Origin of the sequence: Psychrobacter sp. NZS113 (assembly GCF_015864825.1) — a bacterium.
GTDB lineage: Bacteria > Pseudomonadota > Gammaproteobacteria > Pseudomonadales > Moraxellaceae > Psychrobacter.
In genome coordinates this window covers 253,448-279,527 of record NZ_JADYWL010000001.1, presented here as the reverse complement: position 1 = coordinate 279,527, position 26,080 = coordinate 253,448, and the positions used below count along the sequence as shown (strand labels likewise).

The window sequence follows — 26,080 nt, the reverse complement described above, 5'->3', positions numbered from 1 at the left end:
CCAATCATATAATGATTGGCTTTTTTGCATTTCAATACTGCTGATTAAGTATTTTGTCTAGCCTTTAGCTCTATAAAGGCTGTAGTGTCTATAAACTAAGCCTGACTATCAAGTTTATACGTTCGTTATTTTTTTAGCTGTGACAGTATAGCCACTTCACGAATATAACTGGCCAAATCTGCTTTTGACTCTGACATTAGCTCATCATCATTTGTATGTTTAGCATACTCAATCCAAAGCAATAACTGATACATACTATGATGCTCAGAAGCTTTGTATTGTTTGACAAACTGCTTGAGCGTACCTTCATCATTGATGTTTAGACGCTCATACCAGCTCTCTATCTTAGAAACTTGCTCTTTAGGAAAGTATGAATCGAATAGTGCCTTAATCAGCTCATGGCGATTTTCTTCAATCATAAGCTTGCCAACTCGTTTAGTCTGACGATTACGAGCATTGGCGCTAGTGATATCAGCTAGTGCCATCAGCTCTGCCATAAAATAATCACTGGCAGGCAAGGCTTTTAGCTGTTTTTTTGACAAACTAGCAAGTGGTATCGATAACTGCTGCAAGCGCTCATGGGCTTTTTTGAGTTCTGTGCGCGAGACGCGCATATCCTGTTCTTTCCAGTCGATCATAAAAGCTTTCCAAAATAATAAATAATAAAATGAATAGTGTCTGCTGCTATTACCAGCGACTTTTTTCGCGATGTTTAGCCAGCACCTTTACGCCTTTCGGCATAACATCAGCAAGACGACGCTGTAAATTATCAGTGATAAATACTGAACGGTGCTTGCCACCAGTGCAGCCAATCGCCACTGTCACCGTATGGCGGTTATTGTGTAAAAAATCTGGTAGCCAACGTGTTAAGAACTTTTCGAGATCATTGGTCATCTCGGCGACTTCTGGATAATCTGCAAAGAACGCTGCCACTTCAGCATCCAAACCTGTCGATGTACGTAGTTCAGGGCTCCAATGGGGATTCGGCAAAATTCTCACATCGAATACAAAATCAGCATCAATAGGACTGCCGTATTTAAAACCGAAAGACAGCAAATTAATGACTATCTGATTATCGACACCAGTATGCTCGCGCAAACTGTCTTTTAATTGATGGATATTCAGCGTGCTGGTATCAATTCTAATATCGGCATGACCCGCAATTGGCTCTAATAACTCAACTTCTTTTTTGATAGCCGCTGGCAAATTAAAAGCGATATGCTTTGCATTATCACTATCAATATCCTGCGACATCAGAGGATGTACCCGTCGAGTCGCATTAAAACGTGCTATCAATGTGCTTTCTTGTGCAGTCACATAAACGACTTTTACTGCTTGTGTTCCATATATTTCTTTTAGCGATGCGTACGTCTCTGCAAAATTGGACAGATCGGCACGCGGCGTTCGGATATCGACACCGAGTGCAATACGGCGAATACCACTTTCGTTCACCAACTTATGCGCGGCATTAGGCAATAGCGATAACGGTAGATTATCAATAGAGTAATATCCCAAATCTTCTAAGATATTCAATACCGAGGTTTTACCTGATCCTGAACGACCTGATACAACTAAAATACTGAGCTTGTCAGTGGCTACTTTACCTGCTACCGACTCAGATTGATTGTTGTTTTCGCCTTGATTTATATCCATAATCCGCTTACCTTAGTCCATTGCACCTAACAAATCGCCTTGTATACTCAATCCACTATAAAGGAATTACAGCGTTAACCTACTGTCACTAATTGATTGTCCAACAAACGCGCACGTCCTAGCCAAGCAGCAACCAGAATAATCAAGTTTTTATTTTCTACATTAAAAATGGCAGTCTCACTAACAACCGAGTCTAGCGTGTCAGTTTTTATTTCTAAATAATCAATTGTGAAACCAGCGTCAGTAATACGCTGCTGCGTTTCTACTAGCAATAATTGAACGCCCTGCTGGCTCTGCTCACCACTCTCTAACTGCATTGCTAAATACTGCAACGCTTGATGTAATATAGGTGCTACTTGACGCTCAGCAGCGCTTAAGTATTGGTTCCGCGATGATAGTGCCAAACCATCAACAGCACGCACAATAGGTGCACCGATAATATGAATGGGGTAACTTAGATCACGTACCAACTGCTTAATAATTGCTAATTGCTGATAGTCTTTTTGTCCAAAAACAGCAATATCTGGTTGTACGATATTAAACAATTTAGAGACGACAATACCAACGCCATCAAAATGTCCTGGACGCGATTGTCCACATAACTGAGTCGTAATAGCACCAGCAAGAACGGAGGTCGGTGGCGGTAATACTGGGTACATCTCCTCGATACTAGGAGCAAACACGTAATCTGTACCCACTGTCGCAAGCTTAGCCACATCCTCATCGAGCGTGCGAGGATAGCTCTCAAAGTCCTCTCCTTCTCCAAACTGAGTAGGATTGACGAAAATACTAACCACCACGATATCCGCATATTGCTTGGCAATTTTCACTAATTCAAGATGACCATCATGCAAATTGCCCATCGTCGGCACTAACGCGATGCGTGGCTGGCTATTTTGATTCTCATTTTTTTGACCACGATAAGACTGTAAAGCGGCACGCAGTGCTGAGATATGATGATGGATAATAGGCATGATTAAATATTCTTCTATTTATAATCGTAAAACTAACTATTAATTGAATTGATGCTGTTCAGTAGGGAAGTTACCTTCACGTACCGACTGTTGATAAAGGGCAAATGCCCCTTCAATGCTGTGCGCAGTATTACGCTCATCTGTAAGAAAATCGTGAACAAAGCGTGGCACACGGCCATGAGCCATACCTAGCATGTCATGCATAACCAAGACTTGACCGTCAGTATCTGCACCAGCACCAATGCCAATGACTGGCACGGCAACCGCATCTGTCACGGCTTTTGCAAGCTCAGCAGGTACACATTCTAATACTAGCAGTGCAGCACCAGCGTCAACCACTGCTTTGGCATCAGCAAGCAGTTTATCAGCCGCTTCATCACCGCGACCTTGAATTTTATAGCCGCCAAATACATTGACTGATTGCGGAGTCAGACCAAGATGCACACAAGTGGGTGTGCCTGCTTGTGCTAATGTCGTGACCAACTCACAGAGCTCGCTACCGCCCTCAATTTTGATCACGTGCGCGCCCGCTTGCATCAGCTTACGGCTATTAGCAATCGCTTCTGGCAGTGTCACATAACTCATAAACGGCAGATCAGATAAAATGAGTGCATGGCTGTTACTACGGGCGATATTGGCTGTATGATAAGCCATATCATCGACTGTCACGGGCAGCGTTGAGTCATGACCTTGCACGACCATGCCCAAACTATCACCAATCAAAATGGTATCAATCTTTACCTTGTCCATCATCCGTGCAAACATAGAGTCATAGCACGTCAAGCAAGTGAACTTAGCACCCTCTTTTTTGAATTTATTTAAAGTAGATAGCGTCGTCATATGACCCTCGATTAATACTCAATGCTTTTAGTTAATGATGTTTCAATTACCAATACCTATCATCTTGCCTATCACTAGAAAAACTAGTCGCCGCTTGATAATAGTTTTAGACCTGTCCAATCTTTACTTTGTGGATAATCGCTGATCGCCATTCCTGTGATTATCAAGTTTGGAGACAGCTCCCTGAGCGGTATCAATACGAAATTACGCTCAGTCAATCCAACATGCGGTACGCTTAATTGCGGTTCTGTAATATGCACGTCACCGTACAATAAAATATCGACATCGAGACTACGCTCGCCCCAGTGTCGTATGCGGGCACGCATGGCTTGCGATTCTAGTTGCTGGCAAAATGCAAGCAGCTCAAGCGCGGGTAACGTCGTCTCAAAACCAACAACTGCATTGACAAAATCAGACTGATCCTGCGGTCCCATAGGAGCCGATGCATAAAATGAGGATACTTGAATTTCACGTATTTGCTCATGTTCTCGCATTATTGCCACTGCTTGCTGCAAATGCTCTGCTGGCGAACCCAGCTCATTAGCGAGATTGCTACCCAAGCCTACATAGCAGGTAACCCAACTGATATTATCCGTATTGTTATCCATATTAGGCATTTTCAATACTTGGCTGGCGACGGCGACGCTTCGATGGCACAGGTCCTTTATTGTCACTCACATTATTAGCAGTAACCTTGCTATGAGCCGCTTGACTGGTTTTAGCAGCCTGACTTTCTGTCGCTTTCGCTGACTTTCTAGCTTTTGCAGGAGCCGTAACTTTCGCTACTGGCTTACGCTCGGGCGGATTTTTGGCTTTAGTGTCTGCTTTATCAGCGGACTGAACTGCTGGCTTAGGTGCTTTTTTCGCGTACTTAGCACTAGCAGTAGCTTGCTCGTTATTAGCCGCTATCTGAGGCGTTGCATTGTCTACAGTAGGCTCGCGACGACGGCGCTTATGCGGTATCGGCTCATTATTCATACTTACTAGTGCAGGCGATCTGGCCACCGAACGAGTAATATGTGTTGTAGATACAGGCTGAGTCTCTGATGGTTTAGCTTTAGACGATGGAACACTATTTGAACGAGCCGGACGTGTACCTTCTACTCGCTCCGCCGTCTTAGTCGACGTGTTCTGAGTTGCTGCTTTTTGCTGCACAGGTTCATTAGAACGTTTAGACTTATCATTACCTGACAGTTGCTTTTGCAATGGTGGCACGACTTTCTCATGCTCTATAACAAATAGCGGTGCAGGCTTAGAATGATGGCGTTTATTTGCAGTTTGGCTGCTAGTATTGGCAAGAGATAACTGCTGTAACTGGGCAAGCTCAATACTGTCCTGCTTTGCTTGCTGAAACTCTTGGCTATTATTCTTGTTGCCACCAGACTGCTTAGCAGGAGCTGATTGACTGGCAGCGCGGCGACGGCGTGCTGGAATATTTGACGCATCATTTACCATTGTCTGCACATTCCCACCCTGCTCGGCACTGTTACTCGCTTTGCTTTGCTTGGTATTTTTTTGATGAGAGACTGTATTATCAGCACTATTTGACTCTGGTTTTTGACGATTGCGCCCGCGACCACGCTGCCCTTGCTGCTTATAGGCACCACGACGAATATTTTCATCAAACTCATCTACAGCTTGCTCTTGGTCTTGCTCAGACAATGTCTGATACGTCTGCCACCAGTCACCCATACCATTAGTTGACTCTGACAACGGATGCTCCGCATCACCGCATTGCTCGCGCAATAACAAAAAGTCAAAACCCGCACGGAAGCGTGGATGCTCAGAGAGCTGGACGATTTGCTTGCTACGTGGGGCGGCAAGTTTTGGCTGTAATACCCAAATATCACGGATAAACTGCTCTGCAAACTTAGGAATCGCGGTCTTAATACGTTGACGATCAATTACTTTACCAGCAGCATGCATTTGCGCTTCAGCAAATGGCATATTACGCTTTTTAGCTTTTGCCAATTGATGGAGGTAGTTTTCCCACAATAGCGCAGCATAAAAGAACGCAGGATTGATACTTTTGCCCGCTGCAATACGTTTGTCCGTATTGATAGCCACTTGTTTGACGAGCGCACTTGGCTCAGACGGTGGATAAATAATTAAGCTGTCTATTGCACCTGATTCAAACAATAACGGCAGCAATGGCACTAGATAGCCACCCGTAAACATCTTCTGCGTTTCATCATAGAGGCGATGCGGTGATATTTGCTCAAGCAACGCCCAATTACCATCATGAAATTGATCAGATAATGCCTCATCAAATTCAAAACCAAGCTTGGCCTTAAAACGTAAGGCACGTAATAACCGTACGGGGTCTTCTTCTATACGAACGGGCGCATGGCCAAGCAGTCGAATGATTTTGTTATCAATATCTTCAAGCGCACCACAAAAATCATGAACCACACCTTTAAGCGGTTGATAATAGAGTGCATTGATAGAAAAATCACGACGAGAGAAGTCCTGTTTGATATCACCCCAAACATTATCACGCAGAATCATGCCATCTTGATTGGTATTAGCATCACTCGTTGGCGGACCACGGAAGGTAGCAACCTCAATCAGTTCTCTGCCTGAATACACGTGCGCCAACTGAAAGCGGCGACCGATAATACGGCAGCGCTTACCAAAGACGTCTTTGATTTCATGCGGTTTGGCATCAGTGACCGCATCAAAGTCTTTTGGACGCAGACCCAATAAGGTGTCACGCACACCACCACCGACGATATATGCGTCAAACCCAGCTCGGGTTAAAGTGGCAATTACTTCAGTAATGGAATTGGGTAATTCAGATTTATTCAGTTCTAACTGCTTGGCGGCACGCTCGGCCATGCATCTACTCCTCGCCGGTATTCTTTGACCACCCCTGATGAACACAGCGTTTATCAGGCGGATGTACCCACTAGTTTAACAAATTTTGGACGCAGTAGGTGTGTTATGACATTTACTTACGTGCTATTTTGTCAATATCGGGGTTAATTAAAGCAAAATAATGCCCTTAATCTTGTACGCTTAAACGTCCTCGATTTTTCTCAACGGTTTTTGCACCAATACCTTTGACCTTTGCTAACTCATCAACTGTCTTAAAGTTGCCAAACATCTCACGATATAAAATAATCGCTTGGGCTTTGCTACTACCGATACCATTGAGTGAAACCAACTCACCTTCGCCGGCACGATTGATATTCACGGTATATTGCTCACGCGCTTGAGTTTTTGCATTTTCTTGTGACAACAGGTACTCATAGGCGCTTTGAGGATTATCAAAACAGGGCGCAGCATTAGTATTATCAAGCATCAGAATAGCCAAAACACAACCTAAAATAGCAGTTTTGGCTAGGCTAGCAAACGAGATTTTAGGATGAGCGTTCATGTTGTTTCGCCGCTTCCCATAATGCATCCATCTCTGTTATGTCGCTGTCTTCCAAAAGCTTGCCAGCTGCATCTAATTGCGCTTCAATATAACCAAAACGTGACTTAAACTTATGCACACACGTCAGCGTTGCTGTTTCTGCATCAAGGTTTAACTTGCGTGCGACATTAACTAGGGCAAACATACAATCACCCAATTCCTTTTCAACCTCTCTAATATTAGCTTTGCTTATATCATATTTAGCAGCTTCTTTAGATTTATCCGTCAACTCATTTTTTAGTTCGGCAATCTCTTCATCTAGCTTATCCACTGCCCCTGCAATGCCTTTCCAATCAAACCCCAACTTTGAGGCTTGTTTCTGTACATCTTGTGCTTGCATGAGCGCACTACCCGCTTTGGTATTATCCAAATGTCGCTTTGGTTTACCGCGTGCCTCGCGTGCTTGCTGCTCCTCCGCTTTAATCTCATCCCAGCGTACTTTGACCGCTGCATCGTCTGTTAGAGTTTCGGCTTCAAACACATGAGGATGACGACGAATCAGCTTCTCTTGTAGAGTAGTAATAACGTCACTCATGTCAAAGCGCCCTTGCTCAGCATACATCTGACAATGAAACACAACTTGCAATAGCACATCGCCCAGCTCGCCTTTGATATCTTCATCATCATCGCCTTGTACCGCTTCGCCTAGCTCATAAGATTCTTCGATGGCATAAGGAATGAGGCTATGATTGCTTTGCTTTTTGTCCCACGGACAATCAACTCGCAGCCGCGCCATCAATGCCAAGAGATCATTAAGCTGGCCTGTGGCTTCTGGTGTTCCTTGTACTGGTGCAGGCGCTGTGATTTTATTGTCGAGAGTATTCATAAAGGAGGCTCTTATTTTTGCTTAATGTAATAGTTGTGATTGATTCAATGTTCAAAGGGAATAAAGCAATCAAATGCAGCTGTATACATGCCATTTCACGCCAGGTTAACGTTTTCACTCTTTTGTAATAAGTTGACGATAGTGTAGCATTGAACGCTTATTAGCTTATAATTGTGCCATCTACTCTATTATTTTACCATTGCTTACGCGCAAGGAATTTTTACCATTATGTCTACTTCTGCGACCATTAGCTATCAGCCAAAAACTGAATTCAATCCTATTATGATCAGCTCATTTAAAGCTTACGATATACGCGGTGAGCTTGGCGTTAATCTGGATGAAGAGATTGCTTACCGTATCGGGCGCGCCTTTGCGCAGATTCTATATCAGCGCAATAGTACAGTAAGTGAGACTCGTGACAATGATATGACAAATCTAAAACCTGCCATTGTCATCGGCAGCGACATTCGTCATTCTAGTGAACAGCTTAAACAAGCCACTATAGCAGGTATTATGGATGCTGGGGTTGATGTGATTGATTTAGGTATGACTGGTACTGAGGAAGTATATTTTGCCACCAGTCATTATCAGGCATTGGGCGGTATCGAAGTCACAGCCAGTCACAATCCTATTAATTATAATGGCTTGAAACTGGTCAAAGAACATTCAAAACCAATCAGTGCCGATGACGGTCTTGCAGAGATTCAGGCGTTAGCAGAATCCGGGCAATTTACGACTGACAATCCATCAGGAAAACTACAATTACTGACCGATAAAAGCGCTTATGTTGATCATGTCATGACCTTTATCGATACTGATAAGTTAAAGCCGCTCAAGCTGGTCATTAATTCAGGCAATGGTAGTGCTGGGCCAGTGGTGGACTTATTGATTGAGAAGTTAGCACAAGCTAATGCGCCTGTTGAAGTGATTAAATTACATCATGCTCCTGATGGCAGCTTCCCTAATGGCATTCCCAATCCTATGATTGAAGCCAATAGAGTGGCTACCCAGCAAGCTGTTTTAGAACATAATGCCGATCTTGGCATTGCCTTTGATGGGGATTTCGACCGTTGCTTTTTATTCGATGAAAGCGGTGAATTTATCGATGGTAGCTACATTGTTGGTATGCTTGCGCAAGCGTTTTTAAATAAATACCCAAACGAGTCAATCGTTTACGATCCACGAGTGATATACAATACTGAAGCAGTAATTAAAGACCATAATGGCAAGACCGTCATCAGTAAGTCTGGACACTCATTTATTAAGCAAGTTATGCGTGACTCTGGGGCTGTTTATGGTGGTGAAATGTCTGCCCATCACTATTTCCGTGATTTTTTCTATTGCGATAGCGGCATGATTCCTTGGTTACTAACCATTGAGCTACTGTCTATCACAGGTAAAACCTTATCAGAATTGGTCACATGCTATATCCAAGCATACCCTAGCTCAGGCGAATTAAACTTTCACCTCACCACTCACGATGCACCCACTATCATCAGTGCCATTGAAGAAAAATTTAGCGTGCAAAATCCAGTCAAATCAACGCTTGATGGCTTGAGTCTGAACTTTGGAGAGTGGCGCTTTAATTTGCGAGCATCTAACACAGAGCCGTTGATCAGATTAAACATTGAAAGTCGCGGTGATAGAGAGTTATTAGATATTAAGATACAAGAAATAAATGAATGGTTAGCGGCCCAAGGAGCGAGGCTAGCATAAGACTATAATTTTGAACAAAAACAGTTTGGTTATTAATCAAAAAAGCTCGCTAAGGGTTATTAGCGAGCTTTTTTAATGATAAAAGATCTTGAAAGCACCTACTTGGAACGACCAATACCCATGTAATCACCCACTAAGCTGTCTATCTGCAAACGAGTGAAAATATTTTGCGCATCAAATACCGGCATAGCTTGTTGATTAATTTTGGCAATATCTAATTGGTCTCGTGGTGACCAACTAACAATAAAAATGGCCTGAGCGTCACGAAGTTTTTCATAAGGATTATCAATTAACTCAAGTAAGGGTTGCTGCTCATAGAGCACGGCCAGTTCGGCCTGTGCTTTATCACTATAAACTATAGTACGAATATTATAAGACCACAGTAAAGACAGTAATGGGTGAATGGCTGAGCCTATCGTACGCCCTGAACCTGATTTGTAACTTCCACCCCAGATCATAACTGTCTTATTATCAATAAAACCATCAAAATACTGCCAAAATTTACGAAATATCAGTTCTTTTTGATCTTTATTGATATGAATAACAGATTCTAACAATGGCATCTCTAAACTGTGCTCTTTGTTCGATTGTTGTAATTGTAGCAGCTCAGCAGGTAAGGCTTTGCCTCCAAATCCCCAACCTGCTTGCAAATAACTACTACTCACGCGATCGTCAAGTCCCATGATATGACCAACCTGCTGAATATCTATATGATGGCTATCCGCCAAACGAGAGAGCTCATTCATGAAGCTCACCCGCGTCGCCAACATAAGCATAATACTACTACGAGCAAATTCTATTAATGCTATATCAGCATAATGAGTGGCGCTAGCATGTTGCATTATAGGCTTCAACATGTATAAGTGCTGACTACTATTTGGATTTTTTTCACCAAGTAACCATAGCGAAGGATTTAACATTGAACTGTAAGCATCGCCATCTTGTAAAAAAACGAAAGGCACATAGTACACCCAAGGGCGCTGTAAACGTTTAGCCAGCTCTGAAACTTTTCCCAGCTGTTCAATACCGCTTATAATTACTGGTAATGCTTGCTGACTACTACGATTAAATGCTGTAAGCCAGTTGTTTTCTACCCATATTGGCTTAATACTATCTAAAAATAACCAGTATAGGGCAGCATTATTACTTTCACCAGTATGACAAACTTCTTCGATATCATTATCAATACCACTGCTTATTTTTTCATAGCTCTGTATTAGCTTGTCAGCGCTATCTGGCAACGTATGGATAATAATAGTTTTTTTCTGCTCATACATTTGCCAAAGTGATTGTAAATGATGCTCAAAACCATACTGCTGTAACTGCTGTGCTAATAAGTCTACATCTGCATACAAATGCACATACTGCCCTAAGCTTGCTAGCACTACTGCACTAGTAATAGCTTCGACACAATGACCGACAAGTACACAAACGGTAGGATTATTAGACTGCATTGTTTCACATTTATTCTTGTATTCAGAGCTATCTTGAATTTGGGCAGCAATCTTCATGAACTTACCTTTTAATATTGTTAACGTATCAGTCGTACCATTAGGGTAGCTGTTTAATATGCTGTAACAGCTGGTCAGTAGAGGTATCGAATAGTCCTGCAATCTCGTGCTGCATAGCATGATGCACCGACTCTGCCATTTGCTTACCCATCTCAACACCCCACTGATCAAACGGATTGATATCCCAAATACTGGCCATAACATAGACTTTATGTTCATAGAGCGCAATTAGTGCTCCTAAACTATGTGGCGTCAGTTCATCGATCAGCAGCGTGGTTGATGGCTGATTACCACGGTAATGCTTATACTTATCCGATGGGCTAGATCGTACTGTATCAGTAATGGCAGCGTTACCAAAAGCTAATACACGACTTTGTGCCAAGCAGTTGGCTAAAGACAGTTCATGCTGCTGTTGTAATGAAGCATTTTTTACCTCATCACTATAACGGCGCACGCAGGCAATAAAGTCGCAAGAAACTTGCTGTGTACCTTGATGCAGTAACTGATAGAATGCATGCTGAGCGTTTGAGCCAATTTCACCCCATAGAATGGGACAAGTACCGTAGTCAATACGTTCACCATGCTGAGTAACCGACTTACCGTTACTTTCCATTTCAAGCTGGGTCAAATAGCTAGGTAAGTAACTGAGACGGCCGTCGTAAGGTAATACGGTATGAGCATTTACTTGTAGAAAAGTACTGTTCCAAACAGCAAGTAAACCCAATAAGACAGGTAGGTTTTGTGAAAATCCAGCCTGTGCAAAGTGCTCATCCATACTATGAGCACCGCTTAATAACTCTCTAAATCTAGGCATGCCAACACGAATAGCAATGGCCAATCCAATAGCTGACCATAAAGAGAATCGACCACCGACCCATTCCCAAAGCTGCAGTTGATGCTCTGGATGAATGCCCCATATACTCATTTTTTCATTGTTGGCAGAGATGCCAATAAAGTGACGACGTAGGACGCTATCTTCTGTACCTGCACGCAGTTTAGCTGTCGCCAATAGCCACGATAATGCTGTTTTAGCATTGGATAAGGTATCAACTGTACTAAAAGATTTGGATGAAATTATAAACAAAGTTGTTTCAGGATTTAGATGTTTCAGTAAATTATCCAGATGAGTACCATCCATATTAGAAACAAAATGCACTTTGATATTTGTATCGGCCCATTCATCAAGTGAAGTTGTAGCCATTAACGGACCTAAATCAGAACCACCAACGCCAATATTAATAACATCGGTAATAGCTTTACCAGAGAACCCACGCCATGTACCATTACGCACACGTTCGGACAATCTTGCTACTTGTGTCAAACTACTATGCACATCATTAACTATATTTTGACCATTAACATCTAGCGTTGCTGTTTCTGGTAAACGTAGCGCGGTGTGTAATGCCGCACGTTGCTCACTAGTATTCACCATAGCGCCTTGCATAAGGGAGTCGATTCGTAGCGATAAATCACAACTCTCGGCTAACTGTAAGAGTGTTTCTAGCACTTGCTCGTCTATACACTGTTTACTGTAGTCCATATATAAAGCGCCAGCTTGGATACTGAAGCGCATAGCACGGCTATTGTCTTGCTCGAACAAGGCTGCCAAAGACCATGTTTGAGTGGCAAGATTTTTCAGCTCTTGCCAGTACGGAGAGCAACGTGCATTTCGGTAAGCCATAGGATCCTTTATTTTGTCATCCATTAAATTTGCCATCAGTCAATTACTTACCTTCTATTAATTGCTGCTGAGCAAAATAGATAAACGCATGCATATAAGAGCGCATATCGCCTGCATCATAGCTGCTACCACGCATAGTCGTCACACTCACACCGTATTCGCTAATCAAAGCATCAATAGCATCCGTCAGCTGAATTTCACCACCAACTGAGGCTGTAGTGCTAGACAAATAATCAAAAATTTTATTGCTAAATACATATCGCCCTACCACTGCTAATCTTGAAGGTGCTTCAGCCAAACTAGGCTTTTCTACAAAACCTGCGACTTTAAAGCTAGCATTACTATTTCTGCTACTCGCTTCACAATCAATCTCAATAGAATCTCTCAGTTTAGCGATACCATATTTGTGTACATCTTTATCTGCAACCGTATCAACCAAAATTTGTGAATGTCCATCTTTGGTAAATTCATCGATCATAAAGGCTAAATTATCAGTAGACATATTCGTAGTAAAGGGATCAAGTACCACATCAGGCAACAACACTACAAAATCATCATTTCCAATGATTGGTTTTGCAGCCAATACTGCATGCCCCAAACCTAATGCCCTTCCTTGACGTATCATTGAAACTGTGACGTCACTAGGTAGCCAATTTAGGCTGTCTGCTACTTCATCTTTACCCTTCTCACGCAATTGGTTATCTATCTCAATATTTATATCAAAATAGTTCTCAATTGCACCTTTTTGAGAGTGGCTAACCAACACAATATGTTTAATACCCGCTGCGATAGCTTCTTCTACTACATAATGAATAGCAGGGCGATTACCGAGTGGTAGTAGCTCTTTAGGTACTGATTTAGACAGCGGTAACATACGAGTGCCAAAACCTGCAACAGGAATAACAGCATGGGTTATCTTTCGCATTTTTAAAGGAATCCTATTTGATTAAAATCAAGACATTTTTTAATACTACATGTTGATTTACTAAAGTTTATTTGGGCTAATATCCAAAACATGATCTAAATATCATTAGAATGGATATCATTAGCTGAGCACAGCTGAAACCTACCATCGATCAATGAAGAAATAAAAACGTATTAATGGATATTTTTTACTTAACTATGATTTCTATTGTCATTACCTTTGCCAAAACAAGGCTACAAATTAATTTATATTCAGTGGTTTATTATTTTCTAAAATACGCTTCAAATCTAATCTATCGATCCTAATACTATCTGGTATATTCTCAAATATCGATTTCTCAGCTTCTGCCTGTTGATATAGTGTAGGCATATAGGGAACCGCGCTATGATGCAATAAGCTTATATGCCATAATCGCCATGACTCCCAATAATCTAAACGTGCTAAAGCACTTGTACGATTACTCGTACCGAACTCCTCCGAGTTCATCAAAGAGCTTAAACAATGACTAGCAATAGTTAGAATTTTCTCAATGATTATTATACTTTTTTTACCATAACCTAATTTTAGACGCTCATAAAATTCACTATCAGCCCCAGTTCTCACTGCATGCCATAGCCCTATATCTTGTCTAACAATATTCAGACGAAACATAGGAGATGCTGGATTCTGCCTGACAAACGGGTACATTTGACGAATATAATACTGACCATAACCATCTAGCCTCAACCATTGTGATGTAGTCGCAATGATATTAGAGTCTCTTATTAGTGGCATCACTTGCTCTGCTATTTTTTGCGGGTGCGCCCAATCATCAGAATCTTGACATGTCAAGAACGTACCCTCAGCATACTCAGCACCAATATTTTTAGCAACAAATGTTCCTACGTTGTGAGCTAAAGAAATAACTTTCAGAAAACTACATTGCTTTTTCAGTTCTTTCAATATTTTGAGTGTATCATCAGTGCTGGCATCATCTACAACTATGATTTCTAAATTGGGCCATGTTTGCTTCAATAAGCTATTAATACAACTAGTGATAGTTTTACTAGCATTATAAGAGGTGACAATAACTGTAACCTTATACTCCTCACAAGTATCGTTATATACTTTATGTTTATCTACGGCGGTGATTGGTTTAAGGTTGGTTACCGTAAAGGGTTCGTCATCATTTATTAGACCAACAACCGAAAGGTTCTGACAAGTAAAAATTTCGTTTAAATTATTCAACTTAGTAATATTATTATGAAGTAAAATATTATTTGATAAGCACTTTTTGTTTATGAAATCAGTTTGATTTTCACCAAAGAAATCGTGAAAAACTTTTCCATTCAGAACATTTTCTTTATTAAATTTGTGCTGAAGCGCAATATATAGCCCTTGATAGTCACTTTCATTAAGATGTTTTATATTATCTTCTAAAAAATCAAAGACTATTTCTGGATAGATAGTGATAACTTCTTTAATTAACTCTCTCTGAAATCTTCTATATCTCTTCCTACAAAGAATATAGTTTATTCTATATTTAGCCTGTAAATAATTTAGATCTTGGCGTTTAATTTCGGCTATAGTATTTACTAAGATACTACGTCTCGATTTGAAAAAACATCTACTTCTATGTCTTAATACAGTTTGGTATAATCCTAAGCGCATAGCAAACCAGCGCCGTTTTGCAGTGCAGTACCGTACCTTAGGTGACAGGATAGCAAGAGCATGAATGAATTTCTTTTTATTTATGTAAGAAAAATATTTCAAAAAGCAACCTAAATAATTATAGTATAGTTAATATGGAAATAAAGTAATAATAATTAGTAAAGATGTTTTTAAATTTTGAGGAGGCACAGTTAAAGCAAGAAATCAAGCACACTGAGACTTTGGATTGAAGTGATTATATATATAGGTTTGGACTGACATTAGATAGTTATTAATCTATATACAACTGTCTATCATTAAAAAATACATATAAAATTAAAATCTGCACTTTTTAATTAAACTAAACAGATTAAGTTTAGAGTAATAGGTTATATTTTCATAATTAACACCTGACATATTATTTTTATCTTCGTAATTTTTTATAATGTAATTAATGTCATCAACCGCAGAACTCATACTAAAATTCTCAAGAAAATACTCTCTCTGACTCAATATCTCATTACCTTTACCATGTTCATTTTCAAGATAATTTTTGAGACAGTATTCTAAATTATCTAAATCCACAAATTCTATTTGACTACCTTCTGATAAGTTAGCTGTAGCCTCAGTTTTTTGTATAAATATTTTTAAACCCATTCCTAAAGCATCTACAAGCTTTGCTGGTAACTGATATTTACTTATATCGTTATTTTTTTCTTGTAAAAGAATACATATATCACCCATAGAGACTATATCTGCTGCTTCATCAAATCTTTGATTGGGAAGAAAACAAATATTAATACCAGAAATGCTTTCTAACTCATGCTTCAAACTTTTATCTTGAAAATCACCTACTATCGTGTAAAGAATACGATCGTCATTCAGCGCTGCCAGTACTTTTGCAGTTTCTATGATGCCTTTATGACGTTTAGGGGTACCGAAAAATATAACAACGATTTTATCGACTGGTATATTAAATTTTTTTCGTATTGAATTTTTTCGATTATCAGAAGGAACAAAAATATTTTCATTTCTAACATGAGGTATAATAAAGCCACCATATTTTTTTTGTAATGCTGGATTAGATACGCTTACTAAATCAAAGTTTTCTATTAGTTGTATTGCTTTCTTAGTCCAGAATACATCTCTAATATTTTCTTTTAGACTATCATCCGTACTTTTCAAGTGATTAATATTACTAGTACCGAATGCCAACTCTTCATCATCTATGTCTATAATAACCGTAGAACCCCAGATTAGTTTATACATCAATCCTATAACGATATTAGTTATTCGTGGTTTTGATAAATGTACTATATCGTATGGATTTTGAACGACAAACTCCATAGTTTTAGAAACAATCGCATCTATATCATTCCTACCTATAGAAAAATAATTAACTGGAATATGATGCGAAAGCAATGGTTGCCAAATTTTTCTTGCTTGCTTACTCTTGCTATTTATTATAGACCCTATCATTTCCACATCATTGAAACCAGCATAGTGATATAACTCTGCCAATGTAATAGCTCTACCAGCAGCATTATGCGAAAGCTCCCACCCAGAAACAGCAATTTTAATTTTCTTATCTTTCTTAGAATAAAAGTTATCCAATTTATTTTCTAGAGAAAAATTGCGTGTGCCTTGATTCGTAAGTGATAGAAGGTAATAGTTTTTAGCTAATTGCTTATTTTTTCTTGCAAAATAAAACAATGAGTACAAAAAATATTTATAGGATTTTATCCTAATACTAATTATATTCAAGACGTGAACCTATATCGTGTTATTTGTCGCTTCGAAATATATCTCTTGTATAGACTTTAGCAGTAACATCTTCCAATTCATCAGTGACACGATTTGCAATAATAACATCACTAATACTTTTAAACTCATCCAAGCTATGGATTATTGGTGAATTAAAGAACTCACTTTCAGAAGATACAGGCTCATATATAACAACCCTAATGCCTTTAGATTTTAGACGCTTCATTATACCTTGAATAGCAGATGCTCTAAAATTATCAGATCCTGCTTTCATGACTAGGCGATATATACCCACAACCTGCGGCTCAAGCTTCAAGATATCATCAGCGATGAAGTCTTTACGAGTTCGGTTCGACTCTACTATAGCTCTTATAAGAGTCTGAGGTACGTCCTGATAGTTAGCTAATAATTGCTTAGTATCTTTTGGTAAACAGTACCCACCATACCCAAATGATGGATTATTATAATAGTCCCCAATTCTAGGATCGAGACATACTCCATCTATAATCTGCTTTGTAGTCAGATCATGAACAGTCGCATATGTATCTAGTTCATTGAAAAAAGCCACCCTCATAGCGAGAAACGTATTTGCAAATAGTTTAATGGCTTCAGCTTCGGTATTATCAGTAAATAGCACATCTACATTTTCTTTTTTGGCACCTTCCAGCATCAATTCGGAGAAGCCTTCAGCCCTTATTGACTGTTCACCTATAACCACTCTTGAAGGATATAAGTTGTCATATAAAGCATAACCTTCACGCAAGAACTCTGGTGAAAAAATCAGATTGCTAATACCCAAGCTTTCTTTTATACGCTTGGTAAATCCTACAGGCACTGTAGATTTAATAATGATTAAAGCATTAGGGTTTAACTCCATTGCTTCTTTTATAACGTTCTCTACACTACTTGTATCAAAATAGTTGGTATCTGAGTCATAGTTTGTAGGAGTAGCGATTATAATATAATCTGCATCTAAATATGCTTCGCTTTTGTCTAGCGTTGCTTTAAACGTTATATCTTTACTGAGTAGAAATTCTACAATAAAGTCATCTTCTATAGGAGATTTGCCTTGGTTAAGCATACTGACACGCTTAGGGTCTATATCTAAGGCTATTACTTGATTATATTGAGCAAGCAACATTGCATTAGATAATCCAACATATCCTGTTCCTACTATAGTTATTTTTTTCATACTTATCACTTAAAGTTATTACGAAAAGTAGTGTATACGACTTTATGTTTATTAAAGTAAAGACTGAATGTCTTTATGAGTAATCACGGGTTTGTCTATAAAGAAATGTTTGTAGTCGACAAATTCCGTCCACTTATATAAGAAAATAAAGTCCAAATTGCCAGACTTTGCTGCTTCATAATCATACTTGCTATCGCCTAAAAACAAAGCTCTATGGCCAATATTTCCTTTTGCGTACTCTCGAGCTAGAATCAGCTCCTTGGTATCTGGACTTCCAAATATTCCGCCATCAAACATCGTGTCTAAGCCACGTAATGAAAATATCTCGTTCAACTCGACCTGATCACCACCCGAAACAATTAACCAGTTGGTATTACTGGTTATTTCTCTCAACTCTCTAAGACCTTCAGCTACCTCACAACGCAATAAACTTTCATGAACATATTTAGAAAAAACTTCTAATAATGTTTCATAGTTAGGACCTTCGATACTTGGTGCATACTTAGGGACTATTTCTTGTAGAAAATAGTGAAACTTCTTGTATCTAGAAATGCCACCATTCAATACATGATAGTTCTTTAGCGCGTTTGCAGCAGCTTCTCCGTAAGCTAAAGCCGCTACATAAAACGCTTCTGTTTTTACTCGATTTGAGTTAAGAATAACCCCATCACAGTCGAAAACTAAAGTGTCATAATCGGATATACTTTTCAGAAAGTTCATAGCGCAACTAATCTCTTCTCAGCTAAACATTCTGCAATGATAAAGTCTGCTGGCCAATCTATATCATGACTTACCAATTTATCAAGATGATGTAAATAGACTGCCTTTCCAATTCTGTCGTTATGTTCGCGATATATATTTGATGAAGCAAGGAAGGCTCCACTATTTACTTCATCTACAGCTTCTAAAGTCTGAGACCTCGGCCATTTTTCTTTTAATCTATCATAGTTTAATGGTTGCCCATGTTGCCATAAAAAACTATGTATTAAGGTAGTTGTCATTAAAGAGTCGAAACCACTTCCTAACTGAGCAAAATATGATTCAATAATTTCATCATATTTTGCACTATTAATGAAAGGCGAGGTTACATGAGTCCATAAAATATGACCTTCAGGAATCAGCTCTAACGCATGAGCCACTAAATCATCTGTACTGGTTGTGCTTGATGCCAAACGAACATCTCTATTGTGTATAATTAAACGAGCATCTTCGATACTTTCCGCATAATCAATGATACTTTTATCATCAGTACTAATGACAATTTCATCAATTAAACGAGCATTTAATAGCTGTTTGATTTTGATTTGAATGAGACCAAACTCATATCCAGCGAAAGGCTTTATGTTTTTCCTAGGAACCCTTTCACTTCCTTGACGACAAGGAAGAAAGCAAGTAATTTTCTTTGACATTATACCATCCCGTAAACACTTCGTTTTTCAACATCATATTGAGAAGGTGTCACAGCTAACACTTCTACCTTAGAATCTGAACTACGGAATTCTAATACGATGTTGTTCATCTCCTCGTTACGTGGATCCTTACCAGGATAACCATCAAATCCTGCTAACAGTAATCGTTTAGCACTACCACTAGCTACAGTTGCAAAAGCATAAGCCATAACTAATGACGATGGCGTAGTACAAAAATTATTGCCGAAAGCAAACTTATCATTTTCAATATTTATTCCGAAATCTTTTACTTCTTTATTACCAAGATGTTCTTTAATAGAATTTGGCAACATAGAATAAGGTGTGATTAAAGGCTGAGACAGCTTGGTATGTTCTTCTACATCAGCTAAGAGACGAACTGGATGACATGCTATACGGTAGTCAATTAACTCAGCATCAATATTCGCTTGTGTGTTTAATGCCAACACGACAGGTTTTTGTTTCCTGATATATCTTTCTAAAGCATCACGATGGCGTTGGACACCTGGGCCACTACCCAATAATAAAACTTCACGGTCAGCAAAGACTTCGGATGGTGACCAATCACCAGTAGGTTCCGAAGTATAGAATTGTCGAGCTGAGTTCAGAATTTCATCACTAAACTTCTTGCCACCTTCTTCTCGCAAATAATCTATGACTGCCAGCAAATCTTCATCATCATAGCGAGTATCACTCATCATAGACTGAATGTAAGACGGGTGAATACCATATTTACCAGATAAAAAGTAATAGGGGTTGGTTCCCCATCCATATTTAATTTGCATCGGCTTGAAGTATTTGCGGATAACACTCATCAAAGGTACTAGATTAACTGTTTCACCCCGTAACTCAGCAACTTCAATCACGAGTTCTTCTGTACGTGCATTACCTGGACCTCTACCCATGCCGGTCACAGTAGCATCTACCCACGTAACGCCTTCACGAATTGCACGTTTGGTATTGGACAATGCCAGACTCATGTTATCGTGTGTATGTATACCTAAAGCACCTTGCCAGTGCGTACGCAACCAACCGATGATTTTAGAGACGTCTTCTGGATACATACTTCCCATACTATCTGCAAAATATAAAGCATCCAATGGATATTCTTTTGCCAACCTAGCCAAATTAATAACTTCTTCTTCGGTGCGATCAGCAATCTGCATCAGGTTAAAACCGACTCGATATCCTTTACTGGTCAACCAGTTTACAGCCTGCAAAGCAGCTTCAAATTCATAAACATGACTCGCAATACGAACTAATTCTACAGGTGACTCTTGAGCCGATACTGGAAACAATGTCTCTAGAACTTCTGTTTGAGTCGTAAGATCCACTAGCTCAGAAGCATTGAGCATAACACCTACTGTCAACCCTTCGGGAATCGGTAGACTACGGATAAAATCGTCAGTAGTAAAAGCAGCAGCCCCTTTAAAACCGCTATTTTTTAGAGAACGCAATCCCAATTCCACGATATTAACACCTGCTGCTGACATAGCTTCTAAATATTGCTCTACTAGCTCTTGTGAGAAGTCCCAAGAATTATAATAACCGCCATCACGTAACGTACAATCTAATATTTTCATAAATACTACCTAATTTAAAATGTAAGATTTTCTATATTTCTTAGATGTGCTTTAGCATAAATCGTTAAAATGCCATTTATATAAGGAATTCACTACTATTTAATAAGATAATCAGAGAAATAATTTTTGTAAAATTTAAAAGCAGCTTTAAAATACATACTATTTGACGAATTCATTGAGATTATAGAGTAACTATTATTAATAGCTTCTAGGAAAATTACAGCAAAAGTTTTCTTTATGATAGGTGCATACTCTAACACTTCAATATTTTTTGTCATGAAAACATCGTATGCATCATCTCTTGTTAAATTATTAGAAAGCATTCCACCCCAATAAGGAGCCTGACCTTTCATTTTAGCTTCTTGTAAAGGTACCATCTCGAAAACTTGCGCATAGGTTTGAGCGAAACGCTCTTGATACATATAGTTAGAAATTGCTAATGCACAAGACTTTTCAATGGGTGAACCGAAGTCAACAAAAGTGTCAATAACTGACCATAAACTACGTACTGATAGTATTTTACTTAAGGAGTCAAAATGCTTAATGTAATAACTCTTGAAAAACTCCCAATCACTCTGCATCAAGGGATATTCGTGCCCTTTAAACTCACCTCTATATGAAAAAGATCTTTTTCCTCTCCTGAGTCTAATCATAAGTATTTTGAATGCTATAATATCTGGATGACTATTGAATAACTCTCCCATACTACAGTCTTGTATAGTAAAGTCATTTCTATCACTTACTTGAAAATCATCAAAAATTAGACGCCATTTTTCTTTATCACCGCAAAACTTAGAACCTATAATATTTATCTCAGCATTATGTATATTGAAAGAAAATATGTCTCCTTCTATATTTTTCTTTAATATATTACTGAAAGAAAACCCACATCTTTCATTATCACAGATGCCTTTTGAAACAACATCCTTTCTGACTTTATCTAAACCAGTAATAAAATTATTATTTGAGCTATCTACGATATCTATACTAGTATCATGCAGGTTTGTAGCTACCCAACCTGATAAGTTCTTATTGCTAAAATCTAAGCTATATTTCATATAAATTATCCAAAAATAATTTTTAAATTACTATTTCATTCTATTAAAAAACTAGCTATGTTCTTAAAACCATTAAAATCAATCAAGTTAATATTTGAATCACTGCTAAATATATTTAGGTCATTCAGTTCAAAGCTAAAACTAAAGCCACTTAGTAGTGGGGCATTTTTATTTATTTTCTCAACCACATCTGGTCGATTTTTTCGTATAAAAAGCCCGCTAATTTCATTTTTTTGACCACTAACCATAGAGTAAAACTTAATATCTATTAAGTCATCTTTCGTTGAATTTTTTTTGACAATCCACCCTGTAATAGAGAGCACTTTATTATCGTTTTTCACGTTATCTATTCTAAAATCAAAACATCCATATTGCTCCATCCCCGATAAGCATACTCCATCAAGTATCTTACTGAATAGTACATGGTCTTTATCATTACCCAACTCTATCAAGTTCTTCGCTTTATAGAATCTATCCACTAAAAAACTTTGCGCCTTCATTACTTCTTTGAAAATATTATTTCTATCTAAAAATTTTATATAACTTTTGTTATATTCCATAAGACTTTCATTAATATCTAGATAAAACCCTTTTCCTTGGTTTTTATAGCCCCACCTATTATCCTTGAAAGCTGACTTTATAGTCGCGTGCTTTCTACCTCTAAGCAAAGTGGATACGTACTCTAATTGAGACCTAAATACCGTATGGTATATAAAAGAAGAATCTAGGTTATCACTTATTTTGTTAAATAACTCTGCAGGAACTATAGCTCCATCTAAAGATTTAGGATCATGTACATCAAACCTATCGCCATTTTGTAAAATATAATCACCGTCAGTTATAGAATGATTATGAATACCTACTCTACTTACTTTTTCTGTAATTTTAAGCAAGCTTTTTACGTGCTGATTTTTATATAAATTTTGCTTTGTTTCAAATGCATTACTAAATAATAATCTATCATAGCCTGCGTCATCAAAATACCAAAGGAACGAAATACTGTCTTTATCTGGATATAAGCTTAGATATTCTTTTATATTGGTACTAAAGTCTTTTGGCGTCCACATCTCATCCAAATCTAAATAAAAAATATGAGTAAAATTCTTATCTGCTAACTCACGTTTATATACTTCATTGTAAGAGTATTCTTGAAAATGAATTCTCTTTTCTTTACATTCTTCTAAAATATCATCAGCAACCTTATAACTAAAGTTCTCATAGGTGTCAGACAAACGTTCACATACTTCTATAGAGTTGTCCTCTATGTTGTTAAGCCAAATCTCTATCTCATCAAAGCCAAAATAAAAGTGATGATGCACCCATTGAGGAATATATGCAGCTTCATCTTTTGCTATAGCAAACAGTTTTATTCTCGTATTTTGTTGTTCCATTAGAATCTTCTTATTTGACACTATTGATTTATAGAAAAATCTTCTCTAGCCTTAGTTAAGTTAGGGCTATAATGAGGATCTCTATCTAATAACTGCTTCCAAGTTAATTTCATATAATTAACCTCTTTATTGAAGCGTGCAATTTTTTCTGGACTGTCTTCAGCACCACGACTAATAGATTCATGATGGTACAACTCAGCATACGGTGTCCACAGATTACGATAACCTGCAGTATAAACTCTCAAACAAAAATCCACATCATTGAATGCCACAGTAAGATCTTTTTCGTTTAATCCATTTACTTCTTCATATATATTACGTTTAACCAATAAACAAGCCGCTGTAACTGCTGTAAGATTCTGTACGAGTACAAGTCTATGAAAATACCCCACTGCTTTACGCGGAAAGTATTTATGCGAGTGCCCTGCTACTCCACCGAGACTAGTGATCACGCCCGCATGTTGTATTTGCCCATTTGCATAGTATAGCTTGGCACCTACACATCCAATCTCTGGACGAATCGCATGCATAACCATTTCTGTCAACCATTCTGGATTAATGACTTCAACATCATTATTGATTAACCCAATGATCTCACCATCTGTATGCTTGACACCGAAATTATTGATTGCTGAGTAGTTGAATGGCTGGTCATACCTTATCACGGATACTCGACTGTCTTCATTTTGAATTTGTTCAAAGAAATCAAATGTTTCCGCTTTTTCACTACCATTATCTATAATTAGAATATCGTAGTTAGGATAGGTCGTTTTATCCAAGATACTTCTAACAGCTTGCTCTGTTATTTGTTTCCCATCACGAGTAGGAATTAGCATACTTACTTTCGGAGCCTTACGAGGAATAGGCCAGTCAACTTTATAAGTATTGGGTACTTGGCCCATTTTTACCGCTACGCCTCTTGGACCATTGATAGAAAAGTAATCGCGAAGCGACTTAATTCCAGCATCTGTGGTATAAGTTTTCTCACCAGCATCGGTAGCTGTCGATCCAGCGATAGCACGCCAGTGATATAAGACTTTAGGTATATGGGCAATTTGTGATGACTCTATCTTGGGCAAGCATCGAAGCAATAAGTCATAGTCTTGACTGCCTTCTACTCCTGCTCTAAATCCTCCAATTGAATCGATCAAAGAAGCACTATACACACCTAAATGAGAGACGTAGTTTTGAGAAAAGAGTAAATCAGGATTCCAATCACTTTTGAAGTGAGGATTCGACCTTACACCATTCTCATCAATTTTATCCTCATCAGAATAAATAATTTTAAGGTCTGCATTATCATAAATTGCTTTGGCACAGTAATATAAAGCATTGGATGATAATGTGTCATCATGATCTACCAATACAAGATAGCGACCAACAGCTATATCAATCGCTGAATTACTGGCTTTTGATATATGACCATTTTTCGATCTATAGACAACTTTAATCCGTTCATCCTGAGCTTCATATTCTTTCAGGACTTGTTTGACTCGTATATCTGTTGAACAGTCATCTGCAATACAAACCTCAAAGTTGCTAAAACTTTGATTCAGTAAAGAGTCAATACAAGCTCGCAAATATTTTTCTTCAGTGTTGTAAGTTGGTATTATTATTGAGAATAAAATACTCGTATCAAAATGACGTTCTAAGCTTTTTGATTCATAATACAAAGTATCATTTTCTAATTCATTTACAGCTATCCACTTTTCATACTTTCCAACGTTTTGACTAGGATTTAGGATTAGTTCCTGATATTGCTCATAAAGCGCTAAAATTGGTTGATCATCATTACTAAGTGGCTGCTTGTCTTTTAATAGCACCTTTTGAAAGTATTGCTTTATAGTAACTTCATTAATAGTAGTGATTTCAAAATCAAGTATACTGAATTCAGTTTGAATTTCTAACGGGTCGAAACGTATATTTATAGGCGGTCTTTCCAAGAAAATGACACGCTCATTTAGCCCTGATAATATAAATATGCTTATTGAGTTTTCTTCTGAAAACCCCTCTCCATAATCTATATATATCCTGCCTTGTTGACCAATCAGCTCAGTGTTAGCAAATATGTAAAAAGACCACCCATAAAATCCCGCGTTATAACCCTCAAAGTTAGTATTAAAGGTGACGTGAGGATCATCGTCATTAGCGACATATATACCGTCTTTTTGGCCTACATTCGTCAAGTTAAAATTATGTTCTTTTAGTAAGACATAATCTTTATAAGGGTTTAATATGCTCTTTTGCTCTTTGGTTTTTAACAAAATCCTCTTAAGCATTTCTTCAGAAAAATAACCATCTTTCTTGATCAATAAAATACGTAAGTTAGAAACTATCATATCCTTAATCATTGGGTATTTATGAAATGCCTGAGTATATAATTGCAATGCTAAACTATAATAGCCTTCTCTAAATGCAGCATTCGCTTGATAAAAATAGTTATACTGTTTAACAATCTGAGAAGTTGGATACATAATGCTGTTTTCACCCTA

General features: G+C 38.3%; 21 protein-coding genes. 1 reads left to right on the top strand and 20 read right to left on the bottom strand.

The features are described 5' to 3' along the window. Positions 1-125 precede the first annotated feature (125 nt). From yjgA to mazG, 8 genes are all read right to left on the bottom strand, one after another. Positions 126-638 carry a ribosome biogenesis factor YjgA gene (yjgA, locus tag I6E61_RS01205; RefSeq protein WP_110922009.1) on the bottom strand — a complete coding sequence of 171 codons (513 nt, stop codon included), beginning with the start codon at positions 636-638 and terminating at the stop codon, positions 126-128. A gap of 49 nt (positions 639-687) precedes the next feature. Further along, positions 688-1,653, bottom strand: coding sequence for an RNase adapter RapZ (gene rapZ, locus I6E61_RS01200; RefSeq protein WP_194196153.1), 966 nt, complete (start codon positions 1,651-1,653; stop codon positions 688-690). A 74-nt stretch (positions 1,654-1,727) separates the two neighbouring features. Further along, complete coding sequence (gene panC, locus I6E61_RS01195) at positions 1,728-2,627, bottom strand: pantoate--beta-alanine ligase (protein WP_194196154.1); 900 nt, start codon at positions 2,625-2,627, stop codon at positions 1,728-1,730. Between the two features lie 39 nt (positions 2,628-2,666). Then, complete coding sequence (panB, locus tag I6E61_RS01190; protein ID WP_197128743.1) at positions 2,667-3,467, bottom strand: 3-methyl-2-oxobutanoate hydroxymethyltransferase; 801 nt, start codon at positions 3,465-3,467, stop codon at positions 2,667-2,669. A gap of 83 nt (positions 3,468-3,550) precedes the next feature. Beyond that, positions 3,551-4,084, bottom strand: coding sequence for a 2-amino-4-hydroxy-6-hydroxymethyldihydropteridine diphosphokinase (gene folK / locus I6E61_RS01185; protein WP_197128742.1), 534 nt, complete (start codon positions 4,082-4,084; stop codon positions 3,551-3,553). Further along, on the bottom strand, positions 4,077-6,305 hold the full coding sequence (gene pcnB, locus I6E61_RS01180) for a polynucleotide adenylyltransferase PcnB (RefSeq protein ID WP_197128740.1): 2,229 nt from the start codon (positions 6,303-6,305) through the stop codon (positions 4,077-4,079). The genes folK and pcnB overlap by 8 nt, the downstream gene beginning before the upstream one ends. 166 nt (positions 6,306-6,471) lie before the next feature. Further along, positions 6,472-6,846: a ComEA family DNA-binding protein gene (locus I6E61_RS01175; protein WP_197128738.1), complete on the bottom strand. Its 375-nt coding sequence runs from the start codon at positions 6,844-6,846 to the stop codon at positions 6,472-6,474. Continuing rightward, positions 6,830-7,711: a nucleoside triphosphate pyrophosphohydrolase gene (mazG, locus tag I6E61_RS01170; RefSeq protein WP_197128735.1), complete on the bottom strand. Its 882-nt coding sequence runs from the start codon at positions 7,709-7,711 to the stop codon at positions 6,830-6,832. The genes I6E61_RS01175 and mazG overlap by 17 nt, the downstream gene beginning before the upstream one ends. Positions 7,712-7,939: 228 nt before the next feature. Here mazG and I6E61_RS01165 point away from each other — a divergent pair, with 228 nt between their 5' ends. Continuing rightward, the gene (locus I6E61_RS01165; RefSeq protein WP_197128733.1) at positions 7,940-9,427 is read left to right on the top strand and encodes a phosphomannomutase CpsG; all 1,488 of its coding nucleotides are present in this window, start codon (positions 7,940-7,942) and stop codon (positions 9,425-9,427) included. Between the two features lie 98 nt (positions 9,428-9,525). Here I6E61_RS01165 and I6E61_RS01160 read toward each other — a convergent pair whose 3' ends face one another. The 12 genes from I6E61_RS01160 to I6E61_RS01105 all read right to left on the bottom strand — a co-directional run bounded on the left by I6E61_RS01160 (position 9,526) and on the right by I6E61_RS01105 (position 26,062). Then, positions 9,526-10,938, bottom strand: a complete 1,413-nt coding sequence (locus tag I6E61_RS01160; protein WP_197128731.1) for a UDP-glucose/GDP-mannose dehydrogenase family protein — start codon at positions 10,936-10,938, stop codon at positions 9,526-9,528. 40 nt (positions 10,939-10,978) lie between these two features. Then, positions 10,979-12,643 (bottom strand): glucose-6-phosphate isomerase, encoded by a 1,665-nt coding sequence (pgi, locus tag I6E61_RS01155; RefSeq protein ID WP_197129437.1) that lies wholly within the window; start codon positions 12,641-12,643, stop codon positions 10,979-10,981. A gap of 19 nt (positions 12,644-12,662) precedes the next feature. Further along, positions 12,663-13,544, bottom strand: coding sequence for a UTP--glucose-1-phosphate uridylyltransferase (locus I6E61_RS01150; protein WP_197128729.1), 882 nt, complete (start codon positions 13,542-13,544; stop codon positions 12,663-12,665). A gap of 240 nt (positions 13,545-13,784) precedes the next feature. After that, entirely contained in the window at positions 13,785-15,296 is a 1,512-nt protein-coding gene (locus I6E61_RS01145; RefSeq protein WP_197128727.1) for a glycosyltransferase family 2 protein, read from the bottom strand. 213 nt (positions 15,297-15,509) lie between these two features. Next, complete coding sequence (locus tag I6E61_RS01140) at positions 15,510-16,937, bottom strand: hypothetical protein (RefSeq protein WP_197128725.1); 1,428 nt, start codon at positions 16,935-16,937, stop codon at positions 15,510-15,512. Between the two features lie 19 nt (positions 16,938-16,956). After that, on the bottom strand, positions 16,957-18,129 hold the full coding sequence (locus tag I6E61_RS01135; protein WP_197128723.1) for a nucleotide sugar dehydrogenase: 1,173 nt from the start codon (positions 18,127-18,129) through the stop codon (positions 16,957-16,959). A 51-nt stretch (positions 18,130-18,180) separates the two neighbouring features. Next, on the bottom strand, positions 18,181-18,849 hold the full coding sequence (locus I6E61_RS01130; protein WP_197128714.1) for an HAD family hydrolase: 669 nt from the start codon (positions 18,847-18,849) through the stop codon (positions 18,181-18,183). Further along, positions 18,846-19,538, bottom strand: coding sequence for an acylneuraminate cytidylyltransferase family protein (locus tag I6E61_RS01125; protein WP_227685616.1), 693 nt, complete (start codon positions 19,536-19,538; stop codon positions 18,846-18,848). Before I6E61_RS01125 ends, I6E61_RS01130 begins: the two co-directional genes overlap by 4 nt. Continuing rightward, complete coding sequence (locus I6E61_RS01120; RefSeq protein ID WP_197128712.1) at positions 19,538-21,139, bottom strand: aldolase catalytic domain-containing protein; 1,602 nt, start codon at positions 21,137-21,139, stop codon at positions 19,538-19,540. The genes I6E61_RS01125 and I6E61_RS01120 overlap by 1 nt, the downstream gene beginning before the upstream one ends. Before the next feature lie 95 nt (positions 21,140-21,234). Then, a complete protein-coding gene (locus I6E61_RS01115; protein WP_197128710.1) occupies positions 21,235-22,197 on the bottom strand; it encodes a hypothetical protein in 963 nt (320 codons plus the stop codon). Positions 22,198-22,232: 35 nt separating this feature from the next. Next, on the bottom strand, positions 22,233-23,588 hold the full coding sequence (locus I6E61_RS01110; protein WP_197128708.1) for a glycosyltransferase family 2 protein: 1,356 nt from the start codon (positions 23,586-23,588) through the stop codon (positions 22,233-22,235). Positions 23,589-23,608: 20 nt separating this feature from the next. Then, positions 23,609-26,062: a glycosyltransferase gene (locus I6E61_RS01105; RefSeq protein WP_197128706.1), complete on the bottom strand. Its 2,454-nt coding sequence runs from the start codon at positions 26,060-26,062 to the stop codon at positions 23,609-23,611. Positions 26,063-26,080: the final 18 nt, after the last annotated feature.